The sequence below is a fragment of the Paenibacillus riograndensis SBR5 genome, from assembly GCF_000981585.1.
Taxonomy (GTDB): Bacteria; Bacillota; Bacilli; order Paenibacillales; family Paenibacillaceae; genus Paenibacillus_AQ; species Paenibacillus_AQ riograndensis.
This window is the reverse complement of record NZ_LN831776.1, coordinates 4,087,356-4,103,678: the sequence shown is the minus strand read 5'-3', so window position 1 is coordinate 4,103,678 and position 16,323 is coordinate 4,087,356. Positions and strand designations below refer to the sequence as shown.

14 protein-coding genes and 2 pseudogenes are annotated in these 16,323 nt (G+C 45.2%); 7 read left to right on the top strand and 9 right to left on the bottom strand.

The features are described 5' to 3' along the window. Positions 1-32 precede the first annotated feature (32 nt). The 4 genes and pseudogenes from PRIO_RS17180 to PRIO_RS34910 all read right to left on the bottom strand — a co-directional run. Positions 33-707: a Crp/Fnr family transcriptional regulator gene (locus tag PRIO_RS17180; RefSeq protein ID WP_020430094.1), complete on the bottom strand. Its 675-nt coding sequence runs from the start codon at positions 705-707 to the stop codon at positions 33-35. A 911-nt stretch (positions 708-1,618) separates the two neighbouring features. Further along, on the bottom strand, positions 1,619-3,076 hold the full coding sequence (locus tag PRIO_RS17175; RefSeq protein ID WP_046503719.1) for a 4-hydroxyphenylacetate 3-hydroxylase family protein: 1,458 nt from the start codon (positions 3,074-3,076) through the stop codon (positions 1,619-1,621). A 538-nt stretch (positions 3,077-3,614) separates the two neighbouring features. Then, positions 3,615-4,031: a hypothetical protein gene (locus tag PRIO_RS35595; RefSeq protein ID WP_144412115.1), complete on the bottom strand. Its 417-nt coding sequence runs from the start codon at positions 4,029-4,031 to the stop codon at positions 3,615-3,617. A gap of 558 nt (positions 4,032-4,589) precedes the next feature. Further along, a pseudogene (locus tag PRIO_RS34910) lies at positions 4,590-4,739 on the bottom strand (TetR/AcrR family transcriptional regulator); the annotation flags it as partial. Positions 4,740-4,961: 222 nt separating this feature from the next. Here PRIO_RS34910 and gap point away from each other — a divergent pair. The 3 genes and pseudogenes from gap to PRIO_RS34905 form a co-directional block, all read left to right on the top strand. Beyond that, entirely contained in the window at positions 4,962-5,972 is a 1,011-nt protein-coding gene (gene gap, locus PRIO_RS17165; RefSeq protein WP_046503713.1) for a type I glyceraldehyde-3-phosphate dehydrogenase, read from the top strand. A 176-nt stretch (positions 5,973-6,148) separates the two neighbouring features. Then, positions 6,149-7,129, top strand: a complete 981-nt coding sequence (locus PRIO_RS17160; RefSeq protein ID WP_046503710.1) for an NAD-dependent epimerase/dehydratase family protein — start codon at positions 6,149-6,151, stop codon at positions 7,127-7,129. 222 nt (positions 7,130-7,351) lie between these two features. After that, a pseudogene (locus PRIO_RS34905) lies at positions 7,352-7,789 on the top strand (glyceraldehyde 3-phosphate dehydrogenase NAD-binding domain-containing protein); the annotation flags it as partial. Between the two features lie 604 nt (positions 7,790-8,393). Here PRIO_RS34905 and PRIO_RS17150 read toward each other — a convergent pair. The 4 genes from PRIO_RS17150 to PRIO_RS33940 form a co-directional block, all read right to left on the bottom strand. Beyond that, the gene (locus PRIO_RS17150) at positions 8,394-8,813 is read right to left on the bottom strand and encodes a GNAT family N-acetyltransferase (protein ID WP_046503707.1); all 420 of its coding nucleotides are present in this window, start codon (positions 8,811-8,813) and stop codon (positions 8,394-8,396) included. Positions 8,814-8,851: 38 nt separating this feature from the next. After that, complete coding sequence (locus PRIO_RS17145) at positions 8,852-9,427, bottom strand: TetR/AcrR family transcriptional regulator (protein WP_020432874.1); 576 nt, start codon at positions 9,425-9,427, stop codon at positions 8,852-8,854. A 250-nt stretch (positions 9,428-9,677) separates the two neighbouring features. Beyond that, positions 9,678-10,277 carry a hypothetical protein gene (locus PRIO_RS33945; RefSeq protein ID WP_020432872.1) on the bottom strand — a complete coding sequence of 200 codons (600 nt, stop codon included), beginning with the start codon at positions 10,275-10,277 and terminating at the stop codon, positions 9,678-9,680. Beyond that, entirely contained in the window at positions 10,278-11,528 is a 1,251-nt protein-coding gene (locus tag PRIO_RS33940; protein WP_144412114.1) for a cytochrome b family protein, read from the bottom strand. It abuts the gene before it with no gap. A gap of 463 nt (positions 11,529-11,991) precedes the next feature. On the opposite strand from PRIO_RS33940, the gene PRIO_RS17130 reads away from it, so the two are divergent. From PRIO_RS17130 to PRIO_RS17120, 3 genes are read left to right on the top strand one after another with little or no spacing between them, the layout of a single operon-like run. Beyond that, the gene (locus tag PRIO_RS17130) at positions 11,992-12,603 is read left to right on the top strand and encodes a DUF2239 family protein (RefSeq protein ID WP_046503704.1); all 612 of its coding nucleotides are present in this window, start codon (positions 11,992-11,994) and stop codon (positions 12,601-12,603) included. 25 nt (positions 12,604-12,628) lie between these two features. Then, positions 12,629-12,832 (top strand): hypothetical protein, encoded by a 204-nt coding sequence (locus tag PRIO_RS17125; RefSeq protein WP_020432869.1) that lies wholly within the window; start codon positions 12,629-12,631, stop codon positions 12,830-12,832. An 18-nt stretch (positions 12,833-12,850) separates the two neighbouring features. Beyond that, the gene (locus PRIO_RS17120) at positions 12,851-13,741 is read left to right on the top strand and encodes an alpha/beta fold hydrolase (RefSeq protein WP_046503701.1); all 891 of its coding nucleotides are present in this window, start codon (positions 12,851-12,853) and stop codon (positions 13,739-13,741) included. 404 nt (positions 13,742-14,145) lie between these two features. Here the strand turns inward: PRIO_RS17120 and PRIO_RS17115 are convergent, their stop codons facing one another. Further along, positions 14,146-15,309: an MFS transporter gene (locus tag PRIO_RS17115; RefSeq protein ID WP_039790829.1), complete on the bottom strand. Its 1,164-nt coding sequence runs from the start codon at positions 15,307-15,309 to the stop codon at positions 14,146-14,148. Positions 15,310-15,430: 121 nt separating this feature from the next. Between PRIO_RS17115 and PRIO_RS17110 the strand changes: the two genes are divergently transcribed. Then, on the top strand, positions 15,431-16,321 hold the full coding sequence (locus tag PRIO_RS17110) for a LysR family transcriptional regulator (protein ID WP_020432865.1): 891 nt from the start codon (positions 15,431-15,433) through the stop codon (positions 16,319-16,321). Positions 16,322-16,323: the final 2 nt, after the last annotated feature.

Genomic DNA, 16,323 nt, shown 5'->3' with positions numbered 1-16,323 from the left:
AGCAGCATCCTGCAGCGTATTCCGTGACTAAGTCACAAGACCTCATCTTGAAGAACTTGGATCAGCCGGTCCCGGTCCAAGACTTCTATGTATCCTCTGCCCTGGGAGATTAGACGGTTATCCGTTAACACTTTCAGAGCGCGGCTGACGACCTCCCTGGCGGTACCAAGCTCAATCGCAGCTTGTTCGTGCGTAATGCGGAGAGTCGCGTGATTCTCGTCGGTGCGTCCCAGCAGGAACTGAGCAATTCTATAGTTTATCGGCCGGAAAGCAACATTGTCGAGCAAGGTCATGACGGACGTAATTCGCTCAACCATTTGACCAAAAATAAATTGCTTCAGCGGTTGACAGATTTCAATCCATTTCTTGAAAAGTGGGATCGGTACGAGTAAAAGCTCCGTTTCGGCCTCAACCTCCACTGATGCTTCATAAGGGGTATCCCCTAAAATACTAGCCATCATGAGGACGCAATTTTGGCCATCCTGCACGCGATAAAGGGTAATTTCTCTGCCCTGTTCATTCCCCTTAAAGATGCGAACCGTGCCGCACAGAACAAAAACGGCATGCTGAAATATATGACCCTCGCGGATAGATAGGGACGTGCTTGGCGAGACGGTCCTAATTTCGCACTGCATCCAATACGAGTCGGGAATAGAGGTCAAGCAGGGGAACGTTACGGATGCCTTGTTTTTAATGGTAGGGTACATAATAGATACCTCCGTTTCTTCAACGTGACTAGCGGTAGGTGACCGCTGCTTCTTTGAATAAAGATTTGCTCTACTTATGATAAGGCTCACCATAATGTATCTAAGCACAACTTAAAGTTTGACCACAAAATCTAGATCAGTATATAAAAAGCCACTCCTGACAAATGGAGTGGCTTTTTATATACTGAATATCTTGCCCCAACGGTCATTTAAACTCTGCTATTATACGATGCAATATATTTTTGCTATCTTCATCCTTCGGTAATCGCTGTATACCCTTCTGAAATTTGTTCTCCATAAGGGTATCAATGCTGCTGATTCGCTCATACAATACCAGTTTCATTGTGATTATATTCTTATTTGTATTGTTTGAGGAGTATAATCACTCTTTCTTATCTTAACCAACAATCTCTTCTCTAGTCTGTCTTATATTATCATAGTTCAGGTAAATTTAAAGTTGCATATCCGCTGACTATAACTAACGAAAGTTTTTAACAGCCCCTTTTAATAACGGCATTCAATGTTCAGTCTCTGCCGTTAGACGATCATCACATCGGCAATAGTACCATTTTCTTGTCCATTGCCGAATCCCCCGCTATTTCTGCAAAAAAATCAACTCATTCTAAGGATCAATTTATAGTCGGTATTAAACCCTCATCTACAACAAGGGAAAATGGTAGTAAAGGGAAACTGTCTAAATACGTCTGCTTCTCTTCTTCGCTCATGTTTTGTTCAATTTCCACAGTCAGCCCAAGAACATGCTTCTTGTTCACCAAAAAGTCGAATGTCATAACGCCAGACTGAAGATATAGAGTCTTTAAAAGACCTGGGTTTCTCGACAATCTGAGAAATCCGTTTGGTGTTCTTTCCATGCAGTGAAGTTCAGGCGGGGAATTGCCACGTCTCTGGAATCAGTGGGTTTCCCCGCGGTGCAGAAATTCATCAATCATCGCTTTGTATTTGTCCAGACTGTACCCGTTATACATTCGGGAAGTAAGCGTACGGGTGTTTCCAAAGAAAAAGCGCTCAAACTGTTTCTGTCTGCCGCCGAAGGGACCGACACCCAGTTCCCAGGTCAGCCGGAAAAGAGAAATCCGGTCGCAGGCTGATGTATCCTGTCCTTTAAGATAAAGACGGATAAAGTCGCCGGCATCAGATTCCAGGTCTGTCTCGGAAGGAAGCATAACAAGGCTGCTGGAACTGATGTCCTGGAGCATACCCAGCATCTCCTGATAAAAAGAGGAATACTGCATCGTAGCAGCAATCAGCGGCTTTTGGGCCGGCACATAATAGCCCTTGGAATCCGGTTCTGCCATAATTTCCGAAGCCAGGCGAAGGGATCTCAAATTTTCAAGCATGGTCAAAATCCGAGATATCCGTTCTATAGTAACCGCTTCGAGAGCGATATTCTGTTCATCCGACAATTTAGAGATCAGGCCGAGAAGAAATTCCGTCTTGCCAATGTAGCGTGTAAGCACCTGATGACCGGCATGGCTGTGAAAATTCCCTTCGCTGAACAGCCGCTCTCCAATCTCTTCATTCCCTAAGTAAAAGATACGGTAGCGTGGTATGAACACGTGATCGAAGATAACCATGGCGTCCATTTCTTCAAATCTGCTGCTCAGCGGATGATCATAATGAGATGAGCCTGAATAACTCTCACGACATATGAAGGTCATCCCTTCCAGATCATTGGGAACGGCAAATGCAAAGGCATATGGATTATCCTGTTCCTGCATGGAAGGGAAAGGTGAAGGGAACACCAGTATTTCATCACAGGTTGCTGCCTGCGTAGCCATCATAAAAGCACCGTTTACCACAATTCCGTTCTCTTTGCGATTGATAACTTTAGCTGTAATGGAAACATCAACCTCGTCTACCAGCTCGGACAATCGGCTGGCAAACGGCTGAATGAATGCATGGGATAATGTGATGTCCTGACTGCGGCAGTATTCATAGTACTTTTTGAGATTATCTTCATATTCCGGATTGTACTCTTGTAACAGATGAGCCGCGGTATATAAAGACATCAGCGTCGTGTTCATATAATCTGGTGATCTCCCTAAAAACCCATGGTGCTTCTCTACCCACAATTCCATCATGATTCTCCTGCGAACCAGGTCTTCCTTGCTTCTCGGTGCCAGGAAGGAAAGTCCGTAACGCTCCCCGTCAGTCCCGCTCTGAAAGGTCATTTGTTCCATGAATTTCTTCTGATGCTGCATATCATACATTTCAGCTTGGGTCTTCATTAATCCGTTGAAAGCGGGATGGCTGGATAAAGGCGTTTTGATGATTTTACCCTGATACCATATATTGATTTGCTGGCGGTTGATACGCTCGGTATATTCTTTGCCGTTCTTAACTGCCATGGCCCACCACCCCATTCATGAAGATTCAACGGTTCAGCCAATTTGACTAATCCAGTTTCTCTAAAATACGTTGTACCTTTAAAAGCAGTACATTGTCCATGTTCAAACATTTACTTTCCATATAAAAGAGGATTATCGGATATTATAATTACATCCAGGGAATCAAGGTACAGTCTCGTCATTACTCTGAGATATTACCTTTATGTTCATAATAGCCTTCTTCATCCGACCTCGAGTCAAACATATTACTTAGCACAAATAACTTTAGATAATTATCAAATTGGCAATAGTACCATGTTCTTGAGAGCTGCTCCCATCAAAGTTATATTTGAATGCGACATTTGGAAACGAACGATCCCTCATATTCTCAATTTCCTTCCAAGAAGGAATACTAATTTCTTTACTTCTCTTCCCTGCGGTCTCCATCCAAGCACAGAAGAAATTCTCACAGAACTGTAAGACCAGTTTTTCAAGAATCCAGGAAAGCCCCCCTATATCAATACTTCTACGGATTTTCATTTGATAATTGACGACCTGATCAGAGAAATACTCCAGAAGCTCCCTGATTAGAAGTGGCGCTACATCCATATGCATAGGGACAAATTTCAAGGAATTCAATCGTTTCATTCGATTTTCTAAGCTCCATAGCATTAGAAGTAACTTGCAGTAAATCTTTTTGGAAACGGTTAGAGAAGTAATCCTGTCTGTGCGCGGATTCTTCCATATCAAATACTTTTATCTCTGCAGGATCATCCGTAACTAAACGCTTTAAATTGCAATGTTGTGCATTAATAATCCATTTGGAATGCATATTTGATATCTTCATGTTTGCCTGGTTTGCTTGAACCCAACGAAGGACAGCAGGATTCATTTGATCAGGCGCTCTCCATTCGTTCCAACTGGACATATGAAAAGTAGCAAAGGCAAAATACGGACCAAGGCGATTCATATTCATTTATCCATTCTTTCCTCCAAACGACATTCATTTTCTAATCACCATTACCTGCTAAAGCCATATAAATTTCAGATTCAATATAGCCTGTAGGTTTAATGGAATCTAACCAATTTTGGGCTGAGATCCATTCAAGTTTCTCTCCATGGGCTCCATTTATTTTCTGAGCGTTTTCAACAGTATACGTAAAATACTCCATAGGAATCTCAAGTTTTGAGTTAACTCCGTGCTCCCTTCGAAGATTTTGAAATTGTTAATATATTAAAGCAGCATCCTTTTCCAACCGATGACCTTTCTCATATCCTTCCCGAAAAAAATATCTAGTGAAGCTCCAATCACTGTTCTCAGGATAAGCAGAGATTTCAGGTGAATCGTAGCAACGAAGAACTGCTTTAAAATCATCTAAGGAAGTAATAACGAAAAAACGAAGCTCATGAGTCATAAAGCGTCCAATGATCTGAGACTTACGTTGTCCTAAAAAGAACGTTCTCCTAGTGAGCAATTCTTCTTGACCTACGCAAATTACAGACATACTGATTTTCTCACGATCTAGTTGATTATTTTACTGGCAAAATTTCGATAGATGCCCCCCTTCTTAATTCCTGTGTCGGCATTAATATCGTTTAGCGATGTACCGGCATATCCTCTCTGGTTAAAAATTTCAGCCGATTTCATAATGATATGTTCCCGTGTTCTGTCCCCTTTTTTCATGAGCTCCTCCGTATGAACCGTATTTTATTTCAATTGTTTTAAACGAATTATTCAATTCGTCCTTGCAATTCACTAATATCATGCTAATATAAAAGGTACCGATCGGTATCTTTTTTGCGTTATACAACAAGCCATTCAAGAATGAAATAGCGCTGGGTCATTTTTATCTCATTGCAGGCATTCACTTGTTGGAATAAATAAAACTTATAGGGGGATTTTTCAATGACTGTAAAAGTAGGTATAAACGGTTTTGGACGAATCGGACGACTCGCTTTTCGCCGAATTCAAGATGTGGAAGGCGTCGAGGTTGTAGCGATTAACGACCTTACGAACGCTAAAATGTTAGCTCATCTGCTCAAATATGATACGACGCAAGGCACTTTTCACGGTGATATTGAAGTTCATGACGGATCCTTCAAAGTAAACGGCAAAGAGGTTAAGGTTTTGGCTAAGCGGAATCCTGAAGAGCTTCCTTGGGGAGAGCTTGGCGTTGATATTGTTCTCGAATGTACAGGCTTCTTCACCACGAAAGAAAAGGCCGAACTTCACCTGAAAGGCGGAGCGAAGAAAGTCGTCATTTCCGCCCCTGCTGCAGGTGATATGAAAACGATCGTATACAACGTGAACCATGACACACTGGACGGAACGGAAACCGTCATTTCCGGCGCTTCCTGCACAACCAACTGCCTGGCCCCTATGGCTAAAACTCTGCACGACAAGTTCGGTATCCAATCCGGGCTGATGACGACCGTTCACGCTTACACGGGTAACCAAAACACGCTTGACGCTCCGGATCCAAAAGACAATTTCCGAGCTGCGCGCGCCTCAGCGGAGAACATCGTTCCATACTCCACCGGTGCCGCAAAAGCCATTGGCCTGGTTCTTCCGGAATTGAAGGGCAAACTGGATGGGGCATCTCAACGTGTACCTGTACCAACAGGTTCCGTGACTGAACTCGTTGCCGTTTTGAATACCAAGGTAACGGTTGAGCAAGTTAACGCTGCTATGAAAGAAGCTTCCGATCCAGAAACTTTCGGTTACACGGAAGACGAAATTGTATCTTCCGATATCAAAGGCATCACATTCGGTTCGCTCTTCGACGCCACGCAGACGAAAGTTCTGACAGTCGGTGACCAGCAATTGGTGAAAACCGTAGCTTGGTACGATAACGAAATGTCTTATACAGCCCAATTGGTTCGTACTCTGAAGCATTTCGCTAAGATCGCTAGATAAATAATCAAAAGATGGAGAGAAGGAAAATTCTATGAAGGATGCACTCCACAATACGATGATCGATTGTTCGGCATTAGTCTGGTTTTGACGGGAGGCGCGTCGGTTGACGCTGTAGCATCAATCCGTGGCGGCGCCATGCGGTCTGTCCTGAATTCCGAACCGAAAGGAAGATTACAATGAAAATTCTCGTCACGGGAGGCACCGGCCTGCTCGGCGGCCGCCTGATCCCGAAGCTAGTGGAGGATGGTCACCAGATTTTCGCCCTCACACGCTCCGTATCATCTCACGCCAAACTCAAGGCCATGGGTGCGACGCCGGTCGATGCCGATCTGGAAAGCAGCATGCCATTCGTGTTACCGATGATCGATGCGGTTGTGCATGCGGCCGCCCTTTTCCGCTTTTCAGGGCCTCGCGAACCCTTCTTCCGTACCAACGTCGATGGCACCGCAGCCTTGCTGAAGGCAGCCGAGTCCGCCTGTGCGAAGACATTCGTTTACATCAGCGCGGCGGGGATCCACATGGATAACAGCGGTACGCTCATCCGCGACGCTGATGAAAGCGCGCCGACTTTCCCGAACCACTTCTCCGCCTACCTGGCGAGCAAGGCACGGGCTGATTCATTGGTTCTTGCAGCCAACAAACCCGGCTTTCGAACGATCGCGCTTCGCCCACCGGCTATCTGGGGGCCTGGTGATCCGTTTAGCCGAGCGCTTCCCGAAGCAGTCAGATCTGGACAGTTCGCGTTCATCGACCACGGCGATTACCCTTTTTCAACCTGCCATGTGGACAATGTGGTTGAAGCCATACAATGCGCTCTTGAACGCGGAGAAGGCGGTCATGCCTTCTTCATCAAAGACCAGGAAGGGCAGACTTTCCGTGAGTTCGCCGCCTCGCTTGCGAATTTGCAGGGCCTGTCCATCGATAAGATGCGTTCGATGTCCTACTGGCTCGTCTCTGCCATTGGCCGGCTGTTCGACACGATCTGGGCCGTCACGCGGAAAGACGGCGATCCGCCGATCTCACGCTCGATGATACGCATGATTGGGCGTGAGTTCACCGTCAACGATGCCGCTGCACGTCGAGAGTTGGGCTATGTCGGAAGAACTTTGCGCGACGCTGGCTTGCAAAGCTATGAGGAACCATCTGCTCGACGATAGGGCTTTAGAGGGCAAACGACGGCAATCGATGGTAAGTTGTTCTCTGGACTGGATCTTTTGGCCAATTTGGAAGGCATAAGCACTACAGGATCATCAGAAGCCTATTAGCGTAATCAAAAATGGAGCAGTTCGCCTGCTGGAGCAAGACTTTGGACACATAACTGAAATGGACGGTTAATCAACTGGCGGGAACTTGTTTTATTAATGAGTGTATGAGTAGGCATTAACGGTTTTGAACGAATCGGACGGCTCGCTTTTAGGCGAATTCAAGATGTGGAATGCATAGAGGTAGTAGCGATTAATGACCTTGCGAACGCTAAAATGTTAGCTCATCTGCGCAAATATGAAACGACGCAAGGCACTTTTCAAGGTGATATTGAAGTCCATGACGGAGCTTTTAAAGTAAAAAGGTTTTGGCAAGCGGAATCCTGAAGAGCTTTCCTTGGGGAGAGCTTGGCGTTGATATTGTTCTCGAATGTACAGACTTTTTCATCAAGAAAGAAAAGGCCGAGTTTCCCTGAAAGGCGGAGCGAAGAAAGTCGTCATTTCCGGCGCTTCCTGCAAAACAACTGCCTGTCCCCTATGGCTAAAGCTCTACAAGACAAGTTTGGTATCCAATCCGGGCTGATGACGACCGTTCACGTTTACACGGGTAACCAAAACAAATGTATGCAAACCTATTCTGGGGACTGGCTGTGATGGCGGTTATAGCCAATTTGTGTGCCTTTCTGTACCTAAGACGAATAGCCAAAAAAGCCACATAGTCATCTTCATCTCAGCAAAGTTTATATGAAGTCATTAATTGATAACACATATCAAATACGGTTAACCATAAATGTTCTTGTCGTCTTACAATAATAATATGTTTTATGGTTAATGCAACTACTGTGATCAACTTAAGAGATAATTTTTCATAATTTCCACTAATCTATAATTCAACACACTATGTTCAAAAAGCCTAGATTCATGCAGGCGCCTACAGCTAATTAAAACACTTCGTGAACTAAGATTCGGAATTGATGATATTAGAAAACTGCTTTCTGGCGAAATACCTATGGGGACATCCTTGGGTTGGCAAATCGAAACGTTACAAATCAAATTAAGGTCCAAGCACTAAATGGTAGGATTGCAATATTGAATAATGCTAGGAGTAAAGTTGATGATCATAGTACCGATTCTATAGCAGACTGAACATCAGTGATTAACTTTTCATTACTAGTAACATAGGCAATTCCTATTCCATCCGCATTAATTTTTCTAATGTTCATTCATAAACAAGAACCCAATATCTCGCCCCAGGCTCTCCTTCCTCCACAACGGCTTTCCAGCCCCGCTTGTTATAGAAACTGAGCGCTTTATGATTCTCGGAGACACATTTTAACGTGACTGGCGTTCCCAGTTCGGCCACAGCGCGTTTGAGTAGCAGATCGCCAACACCTTTGCCTGAAGCAGTCGGGTGTACAAACAAATTATGAATAAAGCGGTTAGGTACATATAATGAGGCGAATCCGAGAACCTGGGCATTCTCCTCTGCCAGAAGAATTTGTTCTTCCGATGTATCTTGGTCAAAATCATCAAGCGTCATCTCATCAGCATTGGCCCAATGAAAACTTCCACGACGGGAATCCAGATAAATTTGTCTCAATTGTGGATAGTCTTTCATACTCGCTTCTCTGGTTATCATCAGATCAATCCCCCTATTCTCTATGCAAAGATTTAGCTTTAACCTATAGAAGCCTCTATGATTCGCTTTGCCTGGTTTTTGCCTGCCAGTAATAAATCATCACTGAGCTTCGGATCACTGACCGCGCGTGCCAAAGCAACTGTACCGACCATACTGTTTACCAGAGCATAACCGGTAGAGGCATCGACTCCTGCCATATCACTAATAAACTTCATGAATCGCTGCAACTCACGGGTGTACGCTTGTCGAACTTCTTCCGATAATTGGGAAATCTCCCCTGACAGCGTAGGTAGTATACAGCCGATCTCCGTCTGATCCCGATGAACAGAGCTTAAATAAAATTCAATAACGGACTGAATTTGCGGCTGGTCTTCGTTCTTGTCAGCTACCTTTTGTAAAAGTTCTATCGTATCGTCAATGGCAAAATGAAAAGCCTCAATAACCAGCTGCTCTTTGTTCTCAAAATGGGAGTAAAATCCCCCATGTGTCAGTCCTGCACCTTTCATGATGTATGGCAGGCTGATGTTACGAACGCCTTTGGTTCGGAAAGCTTTTGCGGCACTCGTAATGATATGTTTTCTGACTTTTAACTTATGCCCTTCCGGATAAGGCAAGCCTCTTCCCCTCCTTCACCTTTATCTTGTGCATCTGTTTAACTCATTCAAACCGCATCTGTTAAAATATTATAATCATCATATTATTCGATGTCAATTCGCCGAACAGCATTTTTCCCAAATCGTGATTGAACAGCAACAACCAATTATTGAATACTAATAAAATGTCATCGTCACAGATTAGTTCGGTTTTAAAATAAACGCTCAATTGTTTCGCTAATAACAGGAAAAGCCACCCTACCCCCATAAGCTATAGCTGCGTCCGCCCGTAGAAAAAGGAGTACCCGTCCACTTTACCAAGTTCCTCGGTTGGGGTCCCGTCCACAAGGTTAACTGCCTTCAGCAAGGATTCCACTTGAGCATGCATGAGATCCAAGTCGAATTTGTCCATTTCCCGGTTCTCGCTGTTCACGGTCAGATAATCGGGCATGGGAATAAATCCAATCACCGGGATTCCCGCCTCAAACAGGGGTTGGCTCTCCCCAAATTCAAGCATGTTGTGTCCGCGTAAAATAACGGTACGCGTGGCGCTCCTATGCTCCACGGCTTTTAGCCAGATTGTTTCCATCATGGCATTGCCTGCATAGGTAAATTCCGTGGTCATCTGCCCCGTCGGTCCGTAATGCCCCGAGGCGTCGTCCTTCCATTCCAGGCTTCCAAGATGTTCTACAGTAATTCCAGCCACGGCCTTCATATGACCACTACCTCCGTCCCACAACTCGGAGTGAGCTTCCATCCAGGTGGACGTAGCCTGTGAGGTGCCCTTAAAATCAGGCAGTCTAAAATGCCCCGTGACAAAAGCGAAAACCATCGTCCGCTCCGGCTGCTCCTGTTGCAGATAACGAATCATCTACAGCATGCCTATGGCCCCGTCTTCCTCAATCACGTTCACACCGTCCGTATGGGTGTTTACGATGATGGATTCATTTTTATTTCTGCCTTCAATTTTCACGTAAAAAGATTCCGTCGGCGCGTCCTTCTGCACATCCGCCTCCAAAATCACTGTACCTTCTTGGTGTACCTTAGCTGCATGAATCACCTTTTGTCCATCTGTTCCGTTTATCCAAACCGCAGGAATGCCGGCGTAATCTGTAGTAAAAGGCAAATACTGCTGTTCAACCTTCTCGTCAGATACCCCTTCCCAGACTAAAATAACGGCTTTGACACCCATTGCTTTTGCTTCGTCCAAATGAGCCTCTTTTAAACCTGTGGTCAGTACAAGGTCACCTTCGCTAGATGGAATTTTACTCCGTGCGGGAAAAGCTTTCCGTACGTTCATTACCAGACCAATAGGAAAATGCTTCAGGTTTTTCACTTCCACCACGGCAATTTTGCCTTTGGCTTTGGCGTAATCCCCGCGTTTGGTATACACCAGCTCGCCCGCCACTCCGTTTGCATCGGTTTCTCCAGAGTAAGGATACGCCGAGGACACATGGATTTCCTGGTTGTCGATGATTATCGAGCTTTTCTTCTCTTCCCAGCGGTCAAAGGTATAATTGTCCCGGTTTATGGACAGCCCCATATCCGCCACCTGCTGCTCCAGCCATGCAATAAATTGATTGTGCCCTTCCGAGCCTGTTGTCCGGCTGCCGAAGGCATTCATCGTCTCAATGTTTTTCAGCATCACTGCCGGAGGATCCAGTTTCGCTGGATCTATCTCAGACTTCCTATCGGCAGGGAGTTCAATTGATTTCACAATCGGCTGTGCATAGAGATTAATCACCCACAAGACGCTTACGGTCAGAGCCGCCAGACTGAATAACGCTTTCCGTACCACGAGAATAAACATCGCCCTTTTGCGTCCCATACCTTGGAAAAACTCATTCCAGATACCCGAGACCAATAGCAGTACAATTGAAACCGCAAGCGCCCAAAAAGACCCGGTCATTACAAATAAAACTTCCACAGTCACAGCACCCATATATATCCAATGTAATGCAGTACGCTTCTTCAAAAGAAAATAAGAGATCCCTAGCTCGGCTAATAAAAATATGATGGCAACGATAGAAATTAGGGTCTCTTCTCCGATAAATACAGAGGCACAGAATGCCAATAGCAAACACAAAGCTACCGTCAACGATCTATTTAAATTCTCTACCATCTCTCTCCACTCCCTCCGTTCGCCATTCAATCCATTTGGACATTACTTATGTATAACCGCATGATAAAGTATAGGGAAAAGCGCAGCGAATCACAATAAACCGAAGGTCATGTTGTACAAATAGGGGGAAAATGTCATGTCCTATATGAACTTACTCCATCGTATTGGAGCGGAAAAAGCATATGACGATCTATTTAAAGTGAATGCATAAGCAATTGAATCATCGCTCCGGTAATAATCAGCTCTTTGTTTCCATCTCTGCGGTGGCTTCTGTTTAGTAAATTCATGTGTAAAAGAAATCGACGCTTACTCCAACAACTAAGCACTATTACTGAGAAAATAAACATCGGTTTAGGAGCTCTCAAGTGCTGGAATAACGAACGGGAAAATACATTTTACCCGGGTAATATTGATTTTTTATTTTTACCCGGGTATAATTGAGGCGAGCAGAAAGGAGGTCAGCATGAGTAATGCCCTAACACGCTTTTCCTGCACGGCATTTTTGGGTGTGGGAGTCGTCGCCAGTGGTTCGTTACAGCACGTTGTTACTACAGTGAAGGATGCTCTGAGTGACAGAGAACTCACACAGCTGCTTATATTTAACGATTCCACGGGGAAGCCAATAGACGTTGATTTTCGTGGGAAGACAGATGATGTGCTTAAACGATTAGGAGAACAGTTTGGTGACTCATCCAGTACAGAAGTGAATCACCAGACTACACGGCGGGTCGGTCGGCCCAAGCTGGGTGTTGTATCCGGTGAGGTTACGTTATTGCCCCGGCATTGGGAATGGCTCAAGTGTCAACCTGGAGGGGCGTCGGTAACATTACGAAAACTCATTGATGAAGCTCGCCGTACTGGAGAACAGCAGAGCACAATCCGGGAGTCACAAGAAGCAACATATAACTTTATGACAGCTATGGCCGGGGACTTCCATCAATACGAAGAAGCTCTGCGGGCACTGTATGCTGGTGATTCGGATCGTTTTTATCACTTCATCGATGACTGGGCACCTGATATCAGAAACCATGTTAAGAGATTAGCCGCCAATGCATTTCCTGAAGAGAACTTATGAATGAGGAGCATATGATGGTGAAATCGTGTTTCTTGGCGATGGCGGAGAGTTTCTGATCGGACCCGAAGATGAGAAATGGGATCTTGTCATGCTGATCCGCCAGAGTAGCGCGCAGTCATTTCTAGCTTTTTCAAACAATCAAGACTACCTGGCTGGTATCGGTCATCGGACTGCAGCGATAGAAGATTCACGCCTTCTGCCTATGGCGGAACTTCCGAAACCAAATTAATTGAAGGAGAACATGACCATGAACATTCTAAAAGTTAACGGTGTTGAGTTGGCCTATGATAGTTTCGGTAACGAAAACGACGAGGCTATTATCCTAATCTCCGGACTTGGAACCCAGATGATCCGCTGGACGGTTCCGTTTTGTGAACTATTGGCAGCGCGGGGCTTTCGGGTGATCCGCTTTGACAATCGCGACGTAGGTTGCTCAACACACTTTAGCCAATATCGGACGCTGGATTTTGACGCATTAGCGACTGCTCTCATGTCGGGACAGCGACCGGACATCCCTTACACTCTCGATGACATGGCAGGCGACGCTATCGGACTGCTCGACGCCCTTTCAATTGACCGGGCACATCTCGTTGGCAGGTCAATGGGCGGAATGATCGCCCAGATTGCAGCCAGTGAGTACCCTGAACGGGTTGTATCACTCACCTCCATTATGTCTAGTTCCGGTAATCCTACGCTTCCGCAAGCTTCCCCGGAAGTCATGGGGATGATGACTAAACCGGCGCCGAACCCATTCGAGGATGAAGCAGGATTTTTGGGGCACAGCCTCTCTTTTGCCAAACGCATCGCCGGTACCGGCTATCCGTTTGAAGAAGACGCTTATCGGGCACTCATTCTGGAGGAAGTCCAGCGAGCCTACGATCCAGGCAGTGTCGGACGACAAATTGCTGCGATCGCTGTCTCCGGTGACCGTCGTCCGCGGCTAGCGACCATAAAAGTACCAGCACTCGTCATTCATGGGATGGACGATCCCCTGTTCGTCCCGGCGTGTGGCGAGGACACAGCTTCTGCCATCCCGGGCGCTGAGCTAATGCTGGTTGACGGCATGGGACACGACTTGCCGCACCAACTGTACAAAGTAACCGCTGATGGCATAGAGCGAACGGCTCGTCGCAATTGACACGTGCTTCCTGAATAGCAGCCAGCCGGAGTCGAGCAGTGCCCAATAGACGAGTAGACCCAAGGGTGCTGCTCTGATCAATTACACCCTACGGGGTGGAAGCGGCGGTGCTCTTGGAACGGTTGTTAAAGTAGCTCCATTTGTACGTATATATTTCTTTATGACGGTGTAATGAGCGGTGCTTTCAGCTGAGACCGGAAGCGGGTTGCCAAAGAAAAAAACCGACAGTTGGCGACTTGATTAATGAGTATAGCATATTTTCGTTGGCCAACCCTCATCGGCTATCATTAGTTGATTTTTTCACTTTACCGGATACCTTCTAACCCGTCTCTCTCAAAAATTGTTTGGGGAGAATCGCTTAATCCAGATGACAATAAAGCGATGATGGTAGCATTATTATTACTTCAGCGATGCTCCTGTACTTCAGTATCTTTCTTGCCCATGGTCATAGACACCTGCACTCCGATCATCACCATGATAATAATGAGCATAGCGAAAATGGAAGAATTGAAATTTCCGCTCTGATCAGAGATCCAGCCTATCAATAGCGGACCGAAAGCACCCATAACATAACCACCCATTTGCGACATTGCCGACCAAGTTCCTGCTTCCTCTGCTGTCTTGGTCTCGCTAATCGGGAGCATCAGCGCAAGAGGGAATAATCCACCCGCACCAATCCCTAAAAAAAGTACCGCTAGAAGCATGGGAAACTGAAATAACAACAAGCCAACACCTATAAGCTCTGATAAGCTGCATAAAACAAGCAACAATTTTGGTTTTCCGGAACGTTTAACGCTACCCGGAACAAGAAATGCAATGGGAATCTGAATCAAGGTAAAAATAGTAAGAAACATAGCCGAACTTTCTCGGCTGTATCCGAAACTGAGGGCAATTGGCGAGATCCATGATGTAATCGAGTAAAACATGCTGGCCATTAAACCGAAAAAAATGGTGAACTGAATCGCTTTTTTATTAGCAATCGGGAGTCTCTGACGTATGGTTGCGTTTGTTTGATGATGCTTGTTTCGAACAAATGCAATCCAAGCCAAAAGTGCGATAAAACCTAGAATGGCCCAGCATGACAAGGCTATTGGCAAGTTATATTCGCTGTGAGTATATACCGGAATCGTGAAGCCTGAAGCCAGTGCAGCTCCTATCGTCATCGATATCGAGTAGATGCTGACGATGTCAGGTTTCTCCGGGAAATACTTTTTGATAAAGCTGGACAGCATAGGCCCGGCCAAGCTAATACCGATCCCTCCTACCAAAGCAGTAACTAGAAGCAGCATGACAGAACTATCGCTTCCCCGCAGTACAGTAGCTAAAGTAATGAGAAATAGCGAGAAAAAAATGGTGCGTTCTAGTCCAATTCGATGGCTTAAAACTGTCGCGACCGGAGAAAATATTCCCATGCATAAAACAGGCAGTGTCGTGAGAAGACTTGCTGTCAAAGCGTTGATCCCAAGATGGGATTGAATCGTACCTAACAAAGAGGCTACTGATGTAATCATGGGTCGTAAATTCATTGCTGCAATACATAAAGCAAATAAACTAAATAGTTTCTTCATTGCTACGCTTCCCCCTAATCTACTTGAAGTAAGTATGAGTATAGGTTTTCCATGATCATTGATCAATACAATAAATTATATTATTATGATAGTAAAATACTATTAATAAGAAGGTAAATGCATGGATACTCGAAATATAATGTATTTCATGGCTGTATTTGAGCATCTTCATTTTACAAAAGCTGCTGAGGTTCTCGGAATTTCTCAGCCTACGTTGAGCCAACAGATTCGCCTGCTTGAAGCAGATTTCGGTATACCGCTCTTCGATCGTATCGGCAAAAAAGTGATAGTGACTGAGGCAGGCAAATTGCTGCATCAATACGGTATGAAGATGCTACAAGCTGAAATGGATGCGAAAAATGCGATTAGAGAACTTAGATCTGAGAAACGGGGTACCGTTCGGCTAGCGGTATTGCCATCAGATCTGGATTTCCGGTTAGTTCCGCTCTTCATCGAATTCAAGACTCAATATCCCGAAACCCAGCTTCAAGTTTTTTCGACGATCTTTGTACGGGATGAAGTGCTTGCTCATAAAGTAGATATAGGGATTGGACTTTGTAGTCCCTTGGATAAAAGACTGGTTCAAGTCCCTCTTGGAAGTGAGCCCTACTACCTGTTTGTCCATACAGCAAGTGAGCTGGCCAAGAGGGATGAGATTACACTGGAAGAAATAAAGCAGCATTCGCTTGTGATGTACCCGAAGGGTTATTTGGGTCGGGATTTGGTGGATGAAGTATGCAGAAAACAAGGTTTTGAATTACCGACTGTAATGGAGGTCGACTCAGCGTCCTCATTGCTGCAATTAGTTTCCGCTGGAGTTGGTGTCACAATACAACCGAGAGACTTGCTGAAACAACATTTGGAATGGTCAAATATCGTATCCATCCCAATCTCAGAGCCTGCGCCCATTCGTCACCTGGAGCTAACGTACTATGCAGACCGATTTATCAGCAAGGCACAACAGAAGTTATCAGAAAGGCTAATTAATTTTTTTCAATCAAGAACAGTCTGAAG